Genomic DNA, 18,517 nt, shown 5'->3' on the forward strand with positions numbered 1-18,517 from the left:
ATGAACAGCAGCGGCGCACCAAGGCTTCTGGACCTTGAAATTCAGGAGTTGGAAAGCATCGAAGTTCCGGACGACTGGAGCGAACGTATCCACGGAATCACAGTAGGACTCTCTCTGGTCGGACTCGGCGTCGCCATCACCTGATGCGGCGGGACAAATGAGGCAAACGAAACAAAAGGGGGTGAACACAATGCAAGATCAGCTCAATATCTCCATCCAGGAAATCGAATCCATGGATACACCGGACTTCAACAATTGGTTCCTCGGGGTGTCCCAAGGTGTGGCCATCGGCGTCATTGCCGTCGGCATCACCTAGATGGACGCACAGCCAACTATCCGACACCCAGAAACGCCATTGAAAGGAGGAGAAATGATTGCAACCTCAAACCTTCAACTGACCGTTGAAGAACTGGAGAACCTCGACACACCTGACGACACTCCGTGGTACATCCGTGCCGGTGACGTCGTCATCATCGCCGGCATCGTCGTTGGCATCGCCGCGACCTAGTCCGTGCGCGCGGGTGGGGAAGCGCTCATATTCGCCACCCGCGCGCACACCCGTCCCCCATGTGCCTCCCGAGAGTACGAGTTAATGAGAAACGCAAGCAACGAGACTGCTGACGACATCCTGCGCGCCATCGGTCACGGGGATCCCCCTGAGGACCTGTACGGCATTGAGGGTTCCCGCCTTTACGACAAAATCACTGCTGCTGACCTTTCCGAGCTTCCTGAGATTCTGGGCGCCGCAAGGAAAACGACCGGACCAATCCTCGAATTGGCCGCAGGGTCCGGCAGAATTACCCGGGCACTTCTCGCCCTGGGACGTCCGTTGACAGCCGTTGACTCTTCACCGGAAATGCTGCAGATGCTGAGGGAAAGGGCCGCGACCCGATCCTTTAATCCTCAAGGGGTCGCTGTGGATGTCATCGAAGCCGACATGTCCCGGCTTCATGTTGATGATAAGTTCGGCTGCATTGTCCTAGGGGCCAGCTCGGTAACGCTTCTGTCTCCTGAGCAGCGTCGGGAGCTCTTTCGTCGAGTGCGCGATCGCCTTAGCCCTGATGGCCGCTTTGTGCTCACGGTCCTGGACGCGGAGCAATCCGGGCAGCAGCCACATGATCAGGGCGGAACGAAGGCCGGATATTCGGTGCTTGACGCCAACTCGATCCTGTTCACTATTGAACGCCGGGATCCGGGCAACGGAACACGGCACGTGACCATGATCAAGGTCGATTTTGATGAAGGAAGGACATACCGCTCAAGCGCGTATGCCAGCGAGATAGCTTACGTCCGCAATGAGGTCATTGAAGCGGAACTCACCGCTGAGGGTTTGCACGTTCGCGAAAGACGTGCTGTTCGGATCCCCTCGCTGGTCCGTTCGCTGAACGGGGTCGAAATGTGGGTGTGCGGGACATGATGATCGACGCAGCACGGACCTTGGATCCCTCCCTGGGCTTGGTTTCCGACGCGCGGGTCTACGTCCCGAACGAGGTCGGTCTGTGGCGCACGGTAGCGCATTTGGCCAATGACCGGGGGACCGCGGAACACTCATCCGGGTTCTCTTCTGCCGTCGGAGCATTCGACGCTAACAGGCGGCGGTCCCTCACCAGGGGAGCCGGCGAAGCGGTAGAGCGCTTCGCGCTGGTTCCGGTGCCGCCCGATTCGGGACACCTCCTCGTGACCACACCCTGTGAGGAAAAACGGATTGACTTCGTGTCAGCCGGACTTGGACACGCCTCGGCCCTCGGTTCCGAGATTCCGTGGTACCGGGCAATGGACCTGGTTTCAGGGAATGAATCGCATATTCCGGCGCCGGTGGTGGATTACAGCCCCCGCGGAATTCCTCAAGAAGCGCCCGTCGCCCGGTACTTCGATCCATCCCCGAACGGCGCGGCAGCAGGACCCTCGGAACGTTTCGCCAAGATCACCGCGATAGCGGAAATCATTGAGCGGGATGCCTTCTTATGGGCCTGGCGCCACAGGACACCGCTCAAGAAGTTCACCATGAAAGACATACCGGTGTCCCTGCGCAGTGATCCGTCAACCCTCAGGTTCACCAGGCTCCTCAGAACCGCCCTCGACGCCGGGATCCACGCCACGCTCGCTTTTGTCCCCAACGACGACGGCCCCTTGGAGACCGCAGTGGGCGTGATTCTGGATGACACCGAGAATGGCCAGTTCGGTGCCGTGGGCCTTAAGGCATCCGCCGACCCTATTTCTGCCTTGCGGGGTGCCCTTCAGGAAGCGCTTCAAATCCGGGAACTCCTCCTTGCCAGATCGCCCTCCTCAGGCACAGGCGATTCAGGGGTGACGAACGACGAAGCGAGGGCGGACTTCTGGACCACGGGTCCCGCCATCGGTGAACTCCGCGGATGGGTGCAGTCATTCTCGAAATCGCCGCTGCCCCGTGCTCACCCCAAGCCCGACGTGGACGACTTGGTGCGGTATCTGGATCGGAAAGGAATCACCTCGCACTGGGTCAGCCTCACCCACAGGCTTCCGCCAGCGATCCAAGCGCTCGGCTGGCAAGCGGGCAAGGCAATCTGTCCAGGTGCGTTCCCCCTGACGATGGACGAATCCAAGCGACTGTGCTTCGTTCCGAGCAGCCCTGACGGGCCGTCGAGTCGGACCGCGTTCGCCTCAACGCCTCATCCGTTGATATGAACCCTGCTCGAGAAACAACCATGTCAAGAACTTCAGACACGCGAACGGCCGTTCAGTGGCCCGTGCAGCTGGCCCCAGCTGCATCCGTTGATGAACCCCTGCAAGCCGACGGGCCATGGATCGTGGCGATCAACGGGGTGCCCAAAGCCAGGGTCTCGCACGATGTGGCCACCGTGCTCAGAGCTCTGGACGGAAAGAAGGACCCCGCCCAGGTAGCCCACCACATCGGCAGTCCATGGACTGCCGATGATGTCAGGGGAATTGTCCACCAACTCGTTCACACCGGTGTCTTCGACGTCACCGCGAGCCGAGCAGAACCGCGGCGAATCCAGTTCCGGGCTCCTCTGACCGTGCAGCTTACGCTCTTCAATCCCGCTCCCTTCCTCAAGGTCCTCCGTCCCGCGGTTGCAGCCATGGTTCGCCCAGGTGCCCTCGCTGCAGCTGCTGTTCTCCTGGCCAGCGGTATCGTTGGCGCTTTCACAGCGGGGCCAAATCTTTTGCGGGTGTTGGCAACGCCACTGCCCTTGGAGGCCTATCTGTTCGTCGCCGTCGCGATGTTCGCCTCCACTTTGCTGCACGAGCTCGGCCATGGAATGGCACTCGTCTATTTCGGTGGCACGCCCCGGCGTATCGGAATCATGCTGTTCTACCTCGCTCCGGCATTCTTTTGCGACGTGACGGACGGATGGCGACTATGTTCGCGCAAACAGAGGGTGCTGGTTGCGCTGGCCGGACCTCTCGTTCATCTCGGCCTGGGGAGCGTGGCGCTGGCGGTCCAAGGCCTTATGTCAGCGACATCGCTGAGGGACGCGGCAACCCTGTACGGGATCATTTGCTATGCAATAGCCGTCCTGAATCTCTTTCCGTTTATCAAGATGGACGGATACATAGCGTTGATGTCAGCCCTGGACATTCCCCACCTACGGCGCAAATCGATCACCGCCTTGGCCGACGTCGTCAGCCACCGCCTTCTCGGTTCACATGTCCATGCCCGAGGCCAATTCCTCCTCGCCTGGTTCGGAGGCGCAAGCCTCCTATCGGGGATCGCCTTTATGGTCATCGGTTTCCAGAGACTTATCCCGATTGTTCTGCAGCTCGGATACGCCGGGCACATCGTGGTGTTTGTGGTTGTTTGTCTCTTGCTTGTGGTGGCGGCGAAAGGAGTCACCCGGTTCTTCAGCTCGGCCTCAAGGAGGGGGAGCCCGGCATGGCGGCGGATTGCTTTGCTGCTCCTTGGAACCGCTGCCGCGGCCGGGCTTCTCACCGCGATTCCGGTGACGTCGGTGGTGGTAGCCGGTTACACCTATAGCAACGGCGAACTGAAGATCGTCACCCCCAACGAATCGCCCGTTCAAGCAATCGTCCCAGGGGACGCGGTGACTTTGAAATCCCAAGGAATGGTGATCCACGAAGAACTGGCACGGGCAACCATCGGGGCGGAACCGCCGTCGAACTCCACGGCACCCATGGAAACCATCATCCCAGTGACGTTACCCGGCACGAACGTTCCCGTGCTGGCCTACCAGGGACGCCTTGAAGGTTCGGCCGATCTACCGCTCTCAGGAAGAGCAGAGGTGACCAGCAAAAGGGTGGTTCGACTGGGGGAGTGGCTCTGGAGTACCGCCTCGAATTCTCCGCTCTGGCCTGACGGATTCGGACAAGCCACCACCCACTCCGGGAAAGGAATGCAATGACAATCCACGCGAGTTTCGACCGGTTCAGCAAGAAACGCGGCACAAGCTTCGCCGTCGAAGACCTGACGTTTGAGGTCCCCGCTGGGCGGATTGTGGGACTGATCGGCCCTAACGGTGCCGGAAAGAGTACTGCGCTCGCGGGCCTGACTGGCCTGTTGGAGGCGACGTCCGGGCGTGCGACGGTTTTTGGAATGGACTATCGAACCCTGCAAAAACCGGTCACCAAAGTTGGAGTGAACCTGGACGGAATGGACATCGAACCCGGCCTCACCGGCCGCCGCCACCTCCAGATTTGTCAGCTCGCCGCCGGCACCTCGCCCGAGAGCGTCGATCGGGTCCTGGAACTGGTCGATCTGACGGCTCACGGGAAACGGAAAGTCCGGGACTACTCCCTCGGGATGAGGCAGCGGCTAGGCATCGCCTCGGCAATAATCGGCAGCCCCAAGCTCCTTGTCCTCGACGAACCGGCCAATGGGCTGGACCCCGACGGTATTCAATGGCTGAGGTCCTTCCTGAGGGATTTCGCGAGTTCAGGAGGGAGCGTCCTGGTCTCCAGCCACCAGTTGACGGAGCTGGAACAAATAGCCGATGAAGTGGTCATCCTCAAGCGGCGGATGTTGTTCCGCGGGTCTCTTGAGAATGCCATGGCCGTTGGCGGCGGGAGCCTGGAAGCCGCGTATTTCAAGATTCTGGAGGGAGCCCGATGAATCCGGCTTTCGCGGGCGGACTCCGGGCGGAGCTGCTCAGGTACTTCAGCGGCTACTCGGCCCTGGGCGTTTTGGCATTCACGGCGCTGGTTCCGTGGTTTGTCGCTAATTTCTTCGGCTGGCCGGACAACTCGGCCAAGTTTTCCTCGACCCAAAACGGTCAAACCTTCTGGGGACTCGCCGCGACGATCACCATCGTTGCCACGTTCGCGGGAAGCTATATCGTCACTCGGGAGGCTTACTACGGGACTCTTCGACGAAGCGTGGCCATGTCCGGGCCGGCGCACCTAGTGGGAACCAAGTACATTGCCTCGTTGGTTGTTGGGCTCCTCACTGCTGCAACAGGCGTGGCGCTCTGGAGCGGCAGCGTCGCGCTCATCGTCTCCCCGGAAGTCCGCGCTGACCTAGTAGGTGGCGAGTCCTTGCGTGCTTTGCTCGGCGTCATCGTCGCGTCAGTGGTCGGGTGTTTGTGGGGTTGTTCGCTGGGCTGGATCATCAGGCACTACTATGCGACGACGATAGTCACCATGTTGATTCCGCTCGCCTTGGAATTGCCGCTCATGGCGAATTTTCCTGAAATCGCGCGCTGGCTACCGTCCGGAGCCTTGGCCGGTATCGCATCCTTGCCCCTTGAGGGTCTTCTTGAACCATTGCCCGCCTTCCTTGTCGCCTTGGGATGGTTGGCGGCCGCAGGAGCAGGTGCGATGTGGACGCTGCGGAGAAGGGGGGCCTAATTGCTCAACTATGCACCTGCCTTCTTGTCTGACATGCGACGTCCGTGGTTGTGGAAAGGATCGGCCATCGGTACGTTGCTCGTGGCCGGTCTGATCGGTGGACTTGTGGTGGCGGCGGCGATAGGACCCGAAGAGGAAAGCGGCCATGCGATGACAGGCGGTGATCGAATTCTCTTGGACGCCGGGTTGTCGCTGTTGCTTACTGCAGCGGCCGTGGTGGGCTCTTTCTCATTTACCTCGGATTTCAACACGAGATCGTTTTATCGGCGCATCTTGGTGTTCCAGCGTGGCGCGGCATTCACCGGGCGGGCGGCCTCCACCACCGTCGTGGCCCTCTTGGCGGGCACAACCATAGGCGTGCTTTTCGGGCTGGCAGGGGAACTGGGGGTTGACCGCTGGCATGTCAGCACCCACGTGGTGGTGGCCTTCGCCGGGGTGTCCGGCATGGGTTCGCTGTGGGGCTTCGCGATTGGTTCCCTCATCCGCAACCATCTCCTGAGCCTCTTCGTTGTACCCCTGAGCCTTGTTTTGCCGACAGCTGTGGGCCGCCAGCTGGGGCACTTCGTCGACTTCCTTTTCCCGAACTTGCTCTCGGTTTGGGCGAAGCAAGGGGCCCTGGAAAGCCTGAGGTTGGATTCCCTTGCTGGAGCGGCTATGTGGCTCGCCTTTGTGCTCGGAGCGGGATTCTGGGTATTTCTCAAGCGCGATCTCGCCTGACCAATTACTGTTCGTTAAGGAATTCACCGTGAAAAGCAACTCGATCATTTGGCTTCTACTCGCGCTTATTTTTGGTTTCTACTCCGTATATATCTTTTCCACCATCCGCAACGACTCGCCGTGGGGCATCGTTTCCGGAGTGGCGCTGGTAGTGGGTTCATTGGTTTCGCTTGGGAAGTTCGTGCGCGATGCCAAGGCATCTAAGGTCGACCGAAACGGCTAGCGACACTTGCCATCCGGACTGTGGACCGTACGGCTGGGGTTCAGGACGTGGACGGCGGCGCAGTCCTTGTCAACGAGACCACGCATCAGGAACTCGGCAAAAAAACTTTGCAGAACACCGTCATCTTCAGCCAGGTAAGGGCTATTCGTTGTTGACGGTGTCTGCGATGGCGCCGCAAAATCGGCGATGGCGCCGCAAAATCGGTGCGGTCAGAGAACTCATCTGCCACGTGCACTTCAAGAAAGGAACGCTTTCGTGATCGAAGCACGAGGCCTGACAAAGGCCTACGGCGAGAAAACCGCCGTCGACAATGTCAGTTTCACAGTCGAAGCCGGGAGGGTCACCGGTTTCCTGGGCCCGAACGGTGCGGGCAAGTCCACTACGATGCGCATGATCATGGGGCTCGACGCCCCAACCGCCGGCTCCGTGACCGTCAACGGGGAGCCGCTCGCCAAACACGCCGCGCCACTGCGCGAAGTCGGTGCACTGCTGGACGCGAAGGCCGTCCACACGAGCCGCACCGCATACAACCACCTGCTCGCGATGGCAGCGACGCACAGTATCCCCAGCAGTCGCGTTCGTGAAGTCATCGAGATGACCGGCCTGGGCAGCGTCGCGAAGAAGCGGGTTAAGGGATTCTCGCTGGGCATGGGTCAGCGGCTAGGGATCGCCGCAGCGCTATTGGGAGATCCGCAAACCATCATTCTGGATGAACCGGTCAACGGCTTGGACCCTGAAGGCGTGATCTGGGTCCGCGACCTGCTCAAGAACCTCGCTTCCGAGGGCCGCACGGTCTTCCTCTCCAGCCATCTCATGAGCGAAATGGCGCTGACGGCGGACCACCTGATCGTGATCGGCCGCGGCAGGATCATCGCCGACGCGCCGATTGCTGCGATCATCAAAGGCAACGGTCAAGCACGGACACGGGTGCGCAGCGAACAGCCGGAGAGGCTCATGCAGCTGCTGACAGGCGCCGGAGGGGCGGTGGAAATCATTGAACCCGAGGTGCTTGAGGTCAGTGGTTTGGATACGCGTGACATTGCCCGGACGGCGGCGGAGAACCAGATCATGGTTTACGAAATGGTCCCCCTGCAGGCAAGCCTGGAAGAGGCCTATCTGGACCTGACCAAGGACGAAGTCGAATACCAGTCGCACAGCACCACCGGGACCTCCGTCCCCGGCAAGACCGGAGGCAATTAGACATGAGCACCACCACTTCGAATCCCAGTCCCATTCGCGCCGCAGCCGGTCCCGGACCGGCATTCCACCGCGTCTTGAACTCTGAATTCATCAAATTCCGCACCCTCAGGTCCACTCTGATCCTCCTGGCTTGCACGGCGGCGGTCATGCTGCCCTTGGCTGCTCTGAGGGCCGATAGCATGGGAACGATAGTTGGGGAATATGGCGACAGTCCAGGATTCAATGTCGCCGAATATATCGCCGGAGTGCCTACCTCGGGGGTTGTGGTGGCGGTGCTGATCCTGGGTTCACTGGGAGTCATGCTGATGAGTTCGGAATTTACCACGGGCATGGCACGGTCCACCTTCGCTGCTGTCCCGAAACGAATCCCTGCGTTCTGGGCCAAGCTCGTCGTCGTGATGGCTGCCGGGTTCCTCCTGACCGCAGTGACGGCATGGTTTGCCGGGCTAATATCGATACCCATCCTGGAAGACAACAAGTTCGCCTTGGATCTGGGCAGCCCGACGTCCGTCAGGTTCCTGCTCGTGAACAGCATTTACGTGGCATCTGTCGGGGCCATCGGAGCGTCCATCGGCGCAATACTCCGCAATTCCGCCGGCGGCATCATGAGTCTGTTTGGCTTGGTCTTCCTTGCGCCGAGTCTCCTGGGTTTGTTTCCCGGAGACTTGGCCGAAGCCGCCAAGTATCTTCCCAGCAAGACCATCGCACCGCTGACTGCACTCAATCACGACCCGGACATGCTGGAAGCCTGGCAGGCCGCGCTGGTCCTCGGAGCCTGGGTCGTCGTACCGGTCGTCGTGGCGATGCTGCTCCTGAAGAAACGCGACGTGTAAGCACTGAGAGCTGTTGGAAGTCACGGGACTGGATCCGCGCGGGATCGGCCGGATCGCTTCGGACAACCAAGTCACGGTCTACGAGCTCGCCCCGCTCGAGGCAAGCCTGGAAGAGGCCTATTTGAAGCTGGCGAAGGACGATGTCGAATACCACTCACACATCACCGCCTAGGCCACGGTTAGCGCCCCAATCGGAGGGAAACAAACATGAGCGCAAGCGCATTGAGCCGCCCCGTGATCCGTAACTCGCTCGGTCCCGGACCGGCGTTCCACCGCGTTCTGAAGTCCGAATTCATCAAGTTCCGCACCTTGAGGTCCACGCTCATTCTTCTGGCCGCCGCCGCCATTCAGATCATGGGCATCGCCGCTCTCGGTGCCCAGAGAACCGGAGAGACCTTCGCAGCTAGAGTCGCGTCCAATCCAGAACTGACCTCGCGTATTGCTGCTCAAGCCGGGGAAATTGCCATTAGTGTGCCCACTCAGGGGGTTGGGATGGTAGTGCTCATCGTGGGTCCGTTGGGCGTCCTGTTCATGAGTTCCGAATTCACCACAGGCATGGCCCGCTCCACCTTCGCCGCAGTCCCGAAACGGATCTCGTTGTTCTTGGCAAAGCTCGTTGTGGTGATGGTCAGCGCCTTCGCAGTAACCGCAGTAGCCAGCTACATCGCAGGGTTGGTGACGATTTCGATCCTGGACAGCTACAAGATCGCGGTGGATCTGGGTAGCCCGCAGTTCATCAAACGCCTGCTGGTCTGTGGCGTCTATGTGGCTGCTATTGCGGGGTTCGGCATGGCGCTCGGAACGATACTCCGCAGCTCTGCCGGGGGAGTCGTGAGCCTGATCGGCCTGGTCTTCGTGGCACCCGCTACGGTCGATCTCCTCGGAGGCAATTGGTTCGACACGGTCGGTAAGTATCTGCCCACCAACACACTTCTTATCCCGCTGACGTCCGTCAATCATGTCCCGGACTTGCTGGAAGCTTGGCAGGCCGCACTGGTCCTTGGAGCCTGGGTCGTCGTACCCGCCGCTGTGGCGGTGCTCCTCCTAAAGAAGCGCGACGTGTAAGCACTGCCCGGTGCTACGCGATGATGAGCTACCAGGATCAGCTCCGGCGAAACCCGGGAATGGCCATCATCGCTCAATTCTCAACGTGTCGTGCCCGGTCCGGCCGGATGACGCCGAATATCGTGTGGCGTGACGGGCTCAGGCGCGTCCGCCGCCATCAGAACGTGCTGGCCCCGCTTTCGCCCAGCGGGTACTTCCGCTGGAGTTCGGCGACCTTGGGATCGTGCTCGTCCGCTCCGTAATCCGAGTTCCGGGTGATGTCTATTCCGTCCGGGAGCTTCATCGCACGGAAGACCAGAGACAGGACGGCAGCAACAATAAGGTTGATCGCGAATGCAACGACGGCAATGTAAACCTGTACGTTTGTGCCGGGGATGGCAGCGATGGAGCCACCGAAATTGGCCTTCGTCACGGGATTGACCACGTTGTATGCCGCGACGGATCCGTAGATGATCCCGGCGGCCCAGCCAGCGAAGAGCGCCCAGCGGTGGAACCAGCGGGTGTAGAGCCCTGCCACAATCGCCGGGAAGGTCTGCAGTATCCAGATACCGCCGAGGAGCTGCATGTTGATAGCGGCCGACTGGTCCATTGCGATGACGAAGATCAGTGCACCGAACTTCACCACGAGGGAGGCGATCTTGGAGACCTTCGCTTCCTGCCGGGGGTCTGCGTCGGGCCGGATCAGGTCGCGGTAGACATTGCGGGTGAACAGATTGGCGGCAGCGATCGACATGATGGCGGCGGGGACCAAAGCACCGATGGCGATAGCCGCCAGGGCGATCCCGGCAAACCACGCGGGGAAGTTATCCAGGAATAGTTGCGGAACTACCAGCTGCGGGTTCACGGCGCCGTTGAGGTCAATGGGCTTGGTGCCCGCGGAGATGGCCGCGTAACCCAGGAGTGCAAGGAAACCGAGCATGAGCGAGTACAGCGGAAGAACTGCGGCGTTCTTGCGGATGGTGTTCCTGCTCTTGGTAGCCAGGACCCCGGTTACAGAGTGGGGGTACATGAACAGCGCCATGGCGGAGCCAAGAGCCAGCGTCCAGTACGCCGAGTAGCTGGCGGCACCCGGGATGAAGACACCGGTTGGCTTGCCGGTGGCCGGGCTGATGGCGTCGAGTTTCGTCTGGGCGGCACCAAAGATGTTGTCCCAGCCCCCGAACTTGATGGGCAGGTAGATCACAGCAACGATGACCGCCAGGTAGATCAAGAGATCCTTGACGACGGCGATAAGCGCCGGCGCCCTAAGGCCCGAGGTGTAGGTGTAGGCGGCCAGGACCACGAAGGCGATGATCAGCGGCAAGTCAGTCAGTAGGACATTCTCCGTGCTGCCGAGGCCCAACACCGTGAGCACGGCTTTGATGCCGACCAATTGCAGCGCGATGTACGGCATCGTCGCGACAATGCCGGTGAGGGCCACTGCGACTGTCAGCGCCCTGCTACCATAGCGCCCGCCAACGAAGTCCGCCGGCGTGACGAACCCATGCCTGTGCGAGACTGACCACAGCCGGCTCATCAGCAGGAACACAATCGGGTAAAGCACGATCGTATAAGGCACCGCGAAGAAGCCGCTCACAGCTCCGGTGGCCCACATTGCCGCCGGCACGGCGACGAACGTGTAGGCAGTGTAGAGGTCGCCACCAAGCAGGAACCACGTCACCCACGTCCCAAAGCCGCGGCCACCCAAGCCCCACTCATCGAGGCTGTGCAAGCCGGACTCCTTGCCCGCACGCCAGCGTGCAGCGAAAAAGCCCAAGACCGCCACGAGGATAAAGAGGACGACGACGACGGTGAGCGCCACGCCGTTGACGGGCCGATCCGCTGTGGTCGCCACCGCGACGGCGAGCCCGCTCATGGTTCCTTCTCCTCTGTGCGTGCGCCCCGCGCGGCTTCTCGACGGCGGCGGTCCTCCTTGGTGACCAAGCGGTAGGTGACTCCCACCAGGCCAGCGGTGATCGGAACCCAGAGCATTTGGTACCAGTAAAAGAACGGCATACCGGCTAGCCGCGGTTGATCAATCGAGTACACGGGGACCAACAACGGAACCAGAATGGCGATGGCAAGCAGGATTCCGGCCACGATATACGGGCCGGGCCGCGCCGGCCCCCGGGTTGGCACATCGGGAGTTGACATGGACGCCTCCTCAAAGAGACGGCCCCCGGAGCGGGATGGGCTTCCCGGGACGTGCCGGTGGCCTGAGGACCGTAAATATATCGGTCCATCAACAGAATAGATTCTGGATTAATTCTTTGACAGGGGAAGGGCGCCCCCTTTTTGCCGGAAGATCGGCCAGCAACGTCCCGTGCGACCGTGCCCGTCAGGGCGATCGCGAGTGCCAGCAACACCGTGGATCAGATGGGGGTCTAGGCTCGGCCTCATGACAGCTGACAAACCTTCGCCGCAGGATCCGATGCAGGAACCGCCGCCGAGTGGTCCGACGTCGCGCGCCGAGCCCAGTGCCGCCCGCAGCTTCCGAAGCGAGTTGAAGCGCGGGGAGGATGTCATCAACCCGACGACTTTCTCCGGATCCCTTCCCCAGGATCGCGGGATCGCCCCGCGCATACGCATCGGCCGGAGCAAGTGGTTCAATCTGCTCTGGTTGGTACCGATCGGCTTCGTGCTGCTCATCGTCGCGGTCGCCGTCGCGAAGGGGATACGGGGGTTGCCTGCCGTCCAGGCGTTTATGACCACTTATCCGGGAGCCTCCAAGCTGCAGGATGACGCCCCCGTGGGCTTTCCGGCTTGGCTGGGGTGGCAACACTTTCTCAACATGTTTTTCTTGGTCTTCATCATCCGTTCGGGTGCACAGATACTCACGGATCACCCGCGACTGTACTGGACACGGCATTCCACGCCGGGACGGGATTGGTTCCGGGTACAGAAGCCAGTGCCCGAAGATCCCTTGTGGACGGCTAAGAAGGATTCGATCAGCCTCCCTCAGCAGCTCGGCCTGCCGGGGCTACGGCACTCGATCGGGCTCGCGCGCTGGTGGCACCTTGGGATAGACGTGCTGTGGTTGGCCAACGGAATCGTCTTCTTCGTGCTGTTGTTCGTGACGGGCCAATGGATGCGGGTTATCCCGCTAAGCTGGGACGTCTTTCCCAATTCGATCTCGGTGGTCATCCAGTACCTCTCTTTGGACTGGCCGACCGAGAGCGGATGGACCAACTACAACAGCCTGCAACTGATCGCCTACTTCGTCACGATCTTCATCGCAGCACCCCTGGCCTTGATCACGGGGCTGGGCATGTCTCCGGCGCTGTCTACGCGTTTTCGTCGCATCAGCTCGGTTTTCAACATCCAGGTGGCACGTTCCTTGCACTTTCTGGTGCTGTGCTGGTTTCTGTTGTTCATAGTGCTCCACGTGTCTCTGGTGCTCACTACCGGGGCGCTGGAAAATCTCAACCACATGTACGCGGGGCGCAATGACCAGTCCTGGACGGGGTTCTGGATTTTCGCTGCTTCGATGGTGGTCATCATCGTAGGGTGGGTCGCTGCCACTCCGCTCACCATCCGGCATCCGCGCCTCATTCAGCGGGCCGGGTACGCGCTGATCGGGCCGGCCCAACGGTTGTTTGAGCACATCGACTCACGCCCGGGACAATACACGGAGAAGGACATCTCGCCGCGCCTCTGGCTCAATGGCCAGTATCCCGAATCCGACGAGTACAAGAATCTCTTCGACAGCGATTTCCGGGACTACCGTTTGCGCATCAACGGGCTAGTGGGCAATCCGGCCGAGTTGAGCCTCGCCGAGTTGCGGGCGATGGATTACCACGAACAGATTACGCAACACTTCTGCATCCAGGGCTGGTCGGGAGTGGCCAAGTGGGGCGGAGTGCCGATGCAGACCATCCTTGACTTGGTCAAACCGAAGCCCGAGGCAAAGTGGGTGGTGTTCTACTCGTTGGGCGGGGGACCGGATGGGGGCGACTACTATGATGCGCATCCGATCGAGCAGATGGGCTATCAGCTCACGATGCTCGCCTACGACATGAACGGTTCGCCGCTGTCGTATGGCCATGGGGCGCCGCTCCGGCTGCGCAACGAAGTGCAGCTCGGCTTCAAGATGGTCAAGTGGATCAAGGGCATCGAATTCGTAGCGGACTTCTCCGAAGTGGGTGGCGGTTTTGGTGGCTACAACGAAGATCATGAGTTCTTCGGATACCGGCAGTCGATTTAGAAGGCTTCAGGGTGGGGGCGCGGCGGTCAGCCCTCCAGCTCTCCACGCCGGAAACGCAGCTCTCGTTCAGCACCTCGGAGCGGTGACCCCGTGAACGGTAGCTCCTCCAAGCTGATGTTCCCAGCAGCTGACAGGGCCAATGCGTTGGCGGCGGCCGCTGCGCGCTGCGGCAAGCCAATGGACGCCGCGAAATCGGCCCAATGCTTCGCCTTGAGGTTTTTTGTTTTCCCAGACAGCGGCAACGCGAGCGAGTCGTCTCCGTACAGCAGCGTGCACGGAATGTCGTAGATCGGGGCCATGACAAAGCCGTCGTGCTGGGCCCCGAGAATCGAGAGATTCTTGGCATGGAGGTCGCCGTTCCCGGTCAGCCATGCAAAGACAAACTGGAGGTACAGGTTGCGGCTAGCCACGAGAGGGGCTTTGCACCTCCCGGACAGTGCCGCGGCTACCTCCTCCGATGTCACTGAATACTTGGAAGCCGGTGGCAGGCCCATGATTTGAGCTCCGTCTTCCATGGGCAGGCGCACCCAGACGCGGTCCTTGTCCCGAACGCGGTCGAAGCGTTCCACCAACAACCCAGGCAGGCCGTTCATGTCGGTGATGATGTGGCTCTTGGCAACCGGAATCTTGAGGTTCTTGGCGGCAGAGAGGTGCGCCGCTTCGTTCGCCACCAAATGTGCGTGATCGGGCGGGTCCAGTTTGAGTAGATACCGTTGGCCCCTGAGAGACAGCGGTGTGGTCAGCATGGAGGCACTTGCCTTGTCTTGGATGCCGGGGATGGCATGGCGGTCCACTGCGTTGGCAAGGGCGGTGAAGTCCAGTTCCTCGGGCCTGGACGTGTCGGCGAGGGGCGCTGGTTCCACGGGAATTTCCCCGGCGGGGACCACCTGGACGTCCCCCGGCACGTCTGCCCCTACTGCGAGCAGGAGGGTGAGTTCGTCGTCGAGGCTGGTTTTGGTCGCGTCCCTGAGCACACTAAGCCGGTGCCCCTCCGGGAGCAGGCCGGCGAAGAACGGTGGGAGAGCTCCGGCGGGAGTCTCGACGGGATTCTCTCCCAAGGGCAGCGAACTGGCAACGGCAGGCCGGCCGTCCGTCAGGTACTCCGCCGCGTAGGAAAAACTGACCCCGCCGTGGCCAGTGCGGATAAGTTGGCCTGCAAGGACACCGCCCTTGTGAACGTCCGCCGCGCGGACGAACTTCAACTCCTGGAAATCGTCGACCATCAGCCCGCCACGATGTGCAGACCGACGGCGTTCGCTACAGCCACAACGGCCCCAAGCGAAGGATTCCCGGTGGCCGTTTCAATCGCCCGAACGGTCCTCTCGGAGGTCCCGGCAAGGTCGGCGAGGTCTGCTTGCGTGATTCCGGCCTCCTTGCGTGTTCTCCGTATGGTGGCCGCAATCGCCGCTAGGTCTTCCACGAGTCTCCAATGATCCGGCACAATGTTGCCGATTTGCTGTTTCTTAGACCTATTCTGAACTATTTTGCCAAAATCGGCAAGATAGTGCCGAAACGGATCTTTGGAGTTGCCGCGGGGCCTTCGAACCATCATTTCGGCACGATGTTGCCGATTCCTGCTCGGAAGCCCGGCTTGCGGAAAGGCGCTGCACGCCCCCGCCGGTTACGTCTCCGCCAGCCACTCCGGTTCGAAGTCCGGATGTTCCGAATAGGGCAGTGCAAGGGCGTTCAATGATTTCGTGGTCCATTCGATCGATTCGGGGATCCACTGCGGCGGATCTTCGAGCGTGCCGCGAACCATCGCGGTCAAGGCAGTCTGCCGGGCTGACTCCACGATGCTGAGTAGCCTTCGCTTTGATTCGCATTCCAGGAGGAGGCGGCGTTCGTACCATTTGCCCGCTTCGGACACGGAACGGTCGCCGAGGAGTTTCCGGGCTGCGGCCTCGTCCTCGTTCAAGCGCTCGGACAGGAAATCGACGATATCCACAAATTGAGCGTACGCGTCCCTTGTGGTCGCGGAAATGCCGGTATCCCTCTAAGCGGGGTCGGCTTGCTTTTCGCGCTGGAGCTCGACGGCGGCGGCGGCTTGCGCCGGAACCCGTACGGCCGCGGCCGCAACCGGGAGGTGGACGTGCGGGAGGGCGTTGAAGTGACTCCGGGCCATACCGCCGAACTCGTAGGCGGTCTCGGCGTGCTCGGACAAGTCCACTCCGGCAAGCTCGGCCTCGTGGCTGACCCGGAAACCAACGGTTTTGTGGATGACCAAGGCAATGATTGCCGTCATGATGCCGGACACCGCAAGAGTGACAAGAATGGCGACGATCTGCGCCACGAGCTGCTGGAGCCCGCCGCCGTAAAACAGCCCTCCACCTTTGCCATTGACGGGCAAGGCAACGAATCCGAGGGCCAAGGTGCCGACCAGCCCGCCACCGAGGTGGACGCCGACGACGTCGAGGGAGTCGTCGAAGCCGAACTTGTGTTTCAGGTCGACAAACACGGCACAGGCGGCGCCAGCCAGCAGCCCCAGGCCCAGGGCCGCGGAGGGAGCGATGTTGGCGCAAGCCGGAGTAATGGCCACGAGGCCGGCAACGACGCCGGATGCGGCACCCAAGGACGTGGGGTGGCCGTGCCGGATCTTCTCAGTGAGCAACCAGCTGAGCATAGCCCCCGCCGGGGCAACAAGGGTGTTGACCCAGATCAAGCCGGCCTGCGCCGCCGTCGTGGCCGCGCCGGCATTGAAACCGAACCAGCCGAACCAGAGGAGGCCTGCGCCAAGCATGATGAAGGGGAGGTTGTGCGGGCGGTGGTTCGGGTCTTTTCCAAAGCCGTGACGCTTGCCCAGGATCAACGCCAGGACAAACGCGGCAGCGCCGGAACTGATTTCCACTACTGTGCCACCGGCGAAGTCAATCACCTGGCCGAAGACCGAACTGATGGCTCCGCCGGGGCTCAAGAGGCCGCCGCCCCAGACCATGAAAGCCAAGGGGCAGTACACCAGCGTGATCCAGATGGGGACGAAGATGACCCAGGAAGTGAACTTGGCGCGGTCGGCGATCGCGCCGCTGATCAGGGCCACTGTGACGATAGCGAAAGTGGCGCTGAAGCCGAGCTTGATGAGATCGGTGGAACCGACGAGGTCTGCGGAGCCGAAGCTGCTGAACGGATTGCCGAAAATCCCCAGGACACTCTTGCCGCTGATCATCGAGTAGCCCCACAGGATCCACACGGCGCCCACGATGCCCGCCGAGATGAAGCTCATCATGATCATATTGAGGGAGGCCTTGGCCCGGGTCATGCCACTGTAGAAGAGGCCGAGTGCCGGGGTCATGAGCAGTGCAAGTGCCGCCGACACCATCACCCAAACGTTTTCCGCAGTGATATTCACGTGCGTTTCCCTTCTTATCTCTTATCAGAGTGCCGTTGGAGGACCGCCGTAGCTTGGCCCCGTTCTTCCCTTGCCCAATATTTCCGGTTCCGTGTTTCCGGCAATGCGAGGAAAAATTGCGGGGACGTTACATAACCGGGCTTGGCGTGAAGAACGCATGACGGGCATGTTTCGGGAATGTTAACGCTGTCTCCACACCGGCGCAGAACGGCCCGAATTGGGCGTGAAGGAGCCGAGTGTTTCCGCGGATGCCAGAGCTGAAGGACGTGAAATCTTTCCAAGCGGGCAGAATCCGGACATTTCGTCCACGTGAACGGCAACTCACCGCCCCTAAAGGATGTTTCAGCCGAACGCTGGCGCGCCATGGCCACCGCGCGCACACTTAGCCTGTGAAGCCGTTTCTCCTGCTCGCATCTCGTGCCGAAGACGTCGCCGCCGAGGAAGAGTACCAGGCGTATCTTCGTTTTGGAGGGCTCGCTCCCGAGCAGCTACAACGCATCCGAATGGAAGCGGCGCCCCTGCCACCGCTTGAGCTCTCAGACTATTCCGGCGTGATTGTGGGCGGCAGTCCTTTCACGTCAAGCGATCCACCCGAGCACAAGAGCCCGGTCCAGGAACGGGTGGAGAAGGAACTCGCCGAGCTACTGGACAGGATTGTCGGTGCCGACTTTCCGTTTCTCGGGGCCTGCTATGGGGTCGGAACCTTGGGCCTTCACCAAGGGGCAATGATCGACCGTACTTACGGTGAAGGACTCGGCGGGGTGACCATCAAACTCACTGCGGAGGGAATCCAGGACCCGCTCCTCCAAGGCCTGCCCGAACGATTCGTCGCGTTCACGGGCCACAAGGAAGCCTGCACGATCCTGCCCGGCCATGCCGTTTTACTAGCTAGCTCAGCCGCCTGTCCGGTGCAGATGTTCCGTATCAAAAGGAACCTTTACGCCACACAGTTCCATCCGGAGCTCGACGCCGCGGGGCTCGTCACCCGGATCGACACCTACCGCGACGCCGGATATTTCCCGCTCGACGCCGCGGAACAGTTGATGGCTGACGCCCGGAAGATCACCGCGACCGAACCGATGAAGATCCTCGCCAACTTTGTCCGTCGCTATTCCGGTCCTCAATAACGTCGCCTGGATGAAGCACAATAGGCC

At 61.1% G+C, this 18,517-nt stretch carries 22 protein-coding genes and 1 pseudogene; 16 read left to right on the forward strand and 7 right to left on the reverse strand.

The window, feature by feature from the left end:
- The 14 genes and pseudogenes from ABD884_RS00785 to ABD884_RS00850 all read left to right on the forward strand — a co-directional run bounded on the left by ABD884_RS00785 (position 1) and on the right by ABD884_RS00850 (position 9,837).
- On the forward strand, positions 1–144 hold the full coding sequence (locus tag ABD884_RS00785; protein ID WP_155854291.1) for a daptide-type RiPP: 144 nt from the start codon (positions 1–3) through the stop codon (positions 142–144).
- Positions 145–190: 46 nt separating this feature from the next.
- Complete coding sequence (locus ABD884_RS00790) at positions 191–316, forward strand: daptide-type RiPP (RefSeq protein WP_345054340.1); 126 nt, start codon at positions 191–193, stop codon at positions 314–316.
- Between the two features lie 54 nt (positions 317–370).
- Positions 371–508, forward strand: a complete 138-nt coding sequence (locus ABD884_RS00795; RefSeq protein WP_345033781.1) for a daptide-type RiPP — start codon at positions 371–373, stop codon at positions 506–508.
- Between the two features lie 84 nt (positions 509–592).
- On the forward strand, positions 593–1,417 hold the full coding sequence (gene mpaM / locus ABD884_RS00800) for a daptide-type RiPP biosynthesis methyltransferase (protein ID WP_345033790.1): 825 nt from the start codon (positions 593–595) through the stop codon (positions 1,415–1,417).
- A complete protein-coding gene (locus ABD884_RS00805) occupies positions 1,414–2,664 on the forward strand; it encodes a YcaO-like family protein (RefSeq protein ID WP_345033795.1) in 1,251 nt (416 codons plus the stop codon). The genes mpaM and ABD884_RS00805 overlap by 4 nt, the downstream gene beginning before the upstream one ends.
- Before the next feature lie 20 nt (positions 2,665–2,684).
- Positions 2,685–4,358, forward strand: coding sequence for a daptide biosynthesis intramembrane metalloprotease (gene mpaP / locus ABD884_RS00810; protein WP_345033806.1), 1,674 nt, complete (start codon positions 2,685–2,687; stop codon positions 4,356–4,358).
- Positions 4,355–5,065: an ABC transporter ATP-binding protein gene (locus ABD884_RS00815; RefSeq protein ID WP_345033821.1), complete on the forward strand. Its 711-nt coding sequence runs from the start codon at positions 4,355–4,357 to the stop codon at positions 5,063–5,065. Before mpaP ends, ABD884_RS00815 begins: the two co-directional genes overlap by 4 nt.
- A complete protein-coding gene (locus ABD884_RS00820; RefSeq protein ID WP_345033824.1) occupies positions 5,062–5,799 on the forward strand; it encodes a hypothetical protein in 738 nt (245 codons plus the stop codon). The genes ABD884_RS00815 and ABD884_RS00820 overlap by 4 nt, the downstream gene beginning before the upstream one ends.
- On the forward strand, positions 5,800–6,516 hold the full coding sequence (locus tag ABD884_RS00825) for a hypothetical protein (protein WP_345033830.1): 717 nt from the start codon (positions 5,800–5,802) through the stop codon (positions 6,514–6,516).
- 28 nt (positions 6,517–6,544) lie between these two features.
- Positions 6,545–6,739, forward strand: coding sequence for a hypothetical protein (locus tag ABD884_RS00830; RefSeq protein WP_345033834.1), 195 nt, complete (start codon positions 6,545–6,547; stop codon positions 6,737–6,739).
- A 255-nt stretch (positions 6,740–6,994) separates the two neighbouring features.
- Positions 6,995–7,939, forward strand: a complete 945-nt coding sequence (locus tag ABD884_RS00835) for an ABC transporter ATP-binding protein (RefSeq protein WP_345033851.1) — start codon at positions 6,995–6,997, stop codon at positions 7,937–7,939.
- Between the two features lie 2 nt (positions 7,940–7,941).
- Positions 7,942–8,772, forward strand: a complete 831-nt coding sequence (locus ABD884_RS00840) for an ABC transporter permease (protein ID WP_345033855.1) — start codon at positions 7,942–7,944, stop codon at positions 8,770–8,772.
- Positions 8,773–8,779: 7 nt separating this feature from the next.
- Positions 8,780–8,944 (forward strand): annotated as a pseudogene (locus ABD884_RS00845) (ABC transporter ATP-binding protein); the annotation flags it as partial.
- 35 nt (positions 8,945–8,979) lie between these two features.
- A complete protein-coding gene (locus tag ABD884_RS00850; protein WP_345033859.1) occupies positions 8,980–9,837 on the forward strand; it encodes an ABC transporter permease in 858 nt (285 codons plus the stop codon).
- 157 nt (positions 9,838–9,994) lie between these two features.
- On the opposite strand, the gene mctP is transcribed toward ABD884_RS00850, so the two are convergent.
- Both mctP and ABD884_RS00860 read right to left on the reverse strand, forming a co-directional pair.
- On the reverse strand, positions 9,995–11,692 hold the full coding sequence (gene mctP, locus ABD884_RS00855; RefSeq protein ID WP_345033864.1) for a monocarboxylate uptake permease MctP: 1,698 nt from the start codon (positions 11,690–11,692) through the stop codon (positions 9,995–9,997).
- Entirely contained in the window at positions 11,689–11,970 is a 282-nt protein-coding gene (locus ABD884_RS00860) for a DUF3311 domain-containing protein (RefSeq protein ID WP_345033870.1), read from the reverse strand. Before ABD884_RS00860 ends, mctP begins: the two co-directional genes overlap by 4 nt.
- Before the next feature lie 244 nt (positions 11,971–12,214).
- On the opposite strand from ABD884_RS00860, the gene ABD884_RS00865 reads away from it, so the two are divergent.
- Entirely contained in the window at positions 12,215–14,020 is a 1,806-nt protein-coding gene (locus tag ABD884_RS00865; protein ID WP_345033876.1) for a molybdopterin-dependent oxidoreductase, read from the forward strand.
- 26 nt (positions 14,021–14,046) lie between these two features.
- On the opposite strand, the gene ABD884_RS00870 is transcribed toward ABD884_RS00865, so the two are convergent.
- The 5 genes from ABD884_RS00870 to ABD884_RS00890 all read right to left on the reverse strand — a co-directional run bounded on the left by ABD884_RS00870 (position 14,047) and on the right by ABD884_RS00890 (position 17,522).
- Entirely contained in the window at positions 14,047–15,243 is a 1,197-nt protein-coding gene (locus ABD884_RS00870) for a type II toxin-antitoxin system HipA family toxin (RefSeq protein WP_345033885.1), read from the reverse strand.
- The gene (locus tag ABD884_RS00875; RefSeq protein WP_345033901.1) at positions 15,243–15,572 is read right to left on the reverse strand and encodes a helix-turn-helix transcriptional regulator; all 330 of its coding nucleotides are present in this window, start codon (positions 15,570–15,572) and stop codon (positions 15,243–15,245) included. Before ABD884_RS00875 ends, ABD884_RS00870 begins: the two co-directional genes overlap by 1 nt.
- A gap of 69 nt (positions 15,573–15,641) precedes the next feature.
- A complete protein-coding gene (locus tag ABD884_RS00880) occupies positions 15,642–15,965 on the reverse strand; it encodes a DUF6221 family protein (RefSeq protein WP_345033911.1) in 324 nt (107 codons plus the stop codon).
- 48 nt (positions 15,966–16,013) lie between these two features.
- Complete coding sequence (locus tag ABD884_RS00885; RefSeq protein WP_345033923.1) at positions 16,014–17,363, reverse strand: ammonium transporter; 1,350 nt, start codon at positions 17,361–17,363, stop codon at positions 16,014–16,016.
- A gap of 24 nt (positions 17,364–17,387) precedes the next feature.
- Positions 17,388–17,522, reverse strand: a complete 135-nt coding sequence (locus ABD884_RS00890) for a hypothetical protein (RefSeq protein ID WP_345033926.1) — start codon at positions 17,520–17,522, stop codon at positions 17,388–17,390.
- A gap of 230 nt (positions 17,523–17,752) precedes the next feature.
- Here ABD884_RS00890 and ABD884_RS00895 point away from each other — a divergent pair, with 230 nt between their 5' ends.
- On the forward strand, positions 17,753–18,490 hold the full coding sequence (locus ABD884_RS00895) for a glutamine amidotransferase (RefSeq protein ID WP_345033930.1): 738 nt from the start codon (positions 17,753–17,755) through the stop codon (positions 18,488–18,490).
- Positions 18,491–18,517 lie beyond the last annotated feature (27 nt).

This window comes from Arthrobacter methylotrophus, from assembly GCF_039539965.1.
Lineage (GTDB): Bacteria > Actinomycetota > Actinomycetes > Actinomycetales > Micrococcaceae > Arthrobacter > Arthrobacter methylotrophus.

Bases quoted from the DNA above. Each gene is read 5' to 3' on its own strand.
- ABD884_RS00785 (WP_155854291.1), top strand. From the start codon at position 1: ATGAACAGCAGCGGCGCACCAAGGCTTCTGGACCTTGAAATTCAGGAG.
- ABD884_RS00790 (WP_345054340.1), top strand. From the start codon at position 191: ATGCAAGATCAGCTCAATATCTCCATCCAGGAAATCGAATCCATGGAT.
- ABD884_RS00795 (WP_345033781.1), top strand. From the start codon at position 371: ATGATTGCAACCTCAAACCTTCAACTGACCGTTGAAGAACTGGAGAAC.
- mpaM (WP_345033790.1), top strand. From the start codon at position 593: ATGAGAAACGCAAGCAACGAGACTGCTGACGACATCCTGCGCGCCATC.
- ABD884_RS00805 (WP_345033795.1), top strand. From the start codon at position 1,414: ATGATGATCGACGCAGCACGGACCTTGGATCCCTCCCTGGGCTTGGTT.
- mpaP (WP_345033806.1), top strand. From the start codon at position 2,685: ATGTCAAGAACTTCAGACACGCGAACGGCCGTTCAGTGGCCCGTGCAG.
- ABD884_RS00815 (WP_345033821.1), top strand. From the start codon at position 4,355: ATGACAATCCACGCGAGTTTCGACCGGTTCAGCAAGAAACGCGGCACA.
- ABD884_RS00820 (WP_345033824.1), top strand. From the start codon at position 5,062: ATGAATCCGGCTTTCGCGGGCGGACTCCGGGCGGAGCTGCTCAGGTAC.
- ABD884_RS00840 (WP_345033855.1), top strand. From the start codon at position 7,942: ATGAGCACCACCACTTCGAATCCCAGTCCCATTCGCGCCGCAGCCGGT.
- ABD884_RS00850 (WP_345033859.1), top strand. From the start codon at position 8,980: ATGAGCGCAAGCGCATTGAGCCGCCCCGTGATCCGTAACTCGCTCGGT.
- mctP (WP_345033864.1), bottom strand. From the start codon at position 11,692: ATGAGCGGGCTCGCCGTCGCGGTGGCGACCACAGCGGATCGGCCCGTC.
- ABD884_RS00860 (WP_345033870.1), bottom strand. From the start codon at position 11,970: ATGTCAACTCCCGATGTGCCAACCCGGGGGCCGGCGCGGCCCGGCCCG.
- ABD884_RS00865 (WP_345033876.1), top strand. From the start codon at position 12,215: ATGACAGCTGACAAACCTTCGCCGCAGGATCCGATGCAGGAACCGCCG.
- ABD884_RS00870 (WP_345033885.1), bottom strand. From the start codon at position 15,243: ATGGTCGACGATTTCCAGGAGTTGAAGTTCGTCCGCGCGGCGGACGTT.
- ABD884_RS00875 (WP_345033901.1), bottom strand. From the start codon at position 15,572: ATGATGGTTCGAAGGCCCCGCGGCAACTCCAAAGATCCGTTTCGGCAC.
- ABD884_RS00890 (WP_345033926.1), bottom strand. From the start codon at position 17,522: ATGCGTTCTTCACGCCAAGCCCGGTTATGTAACGTCCCCGCAATTTTT.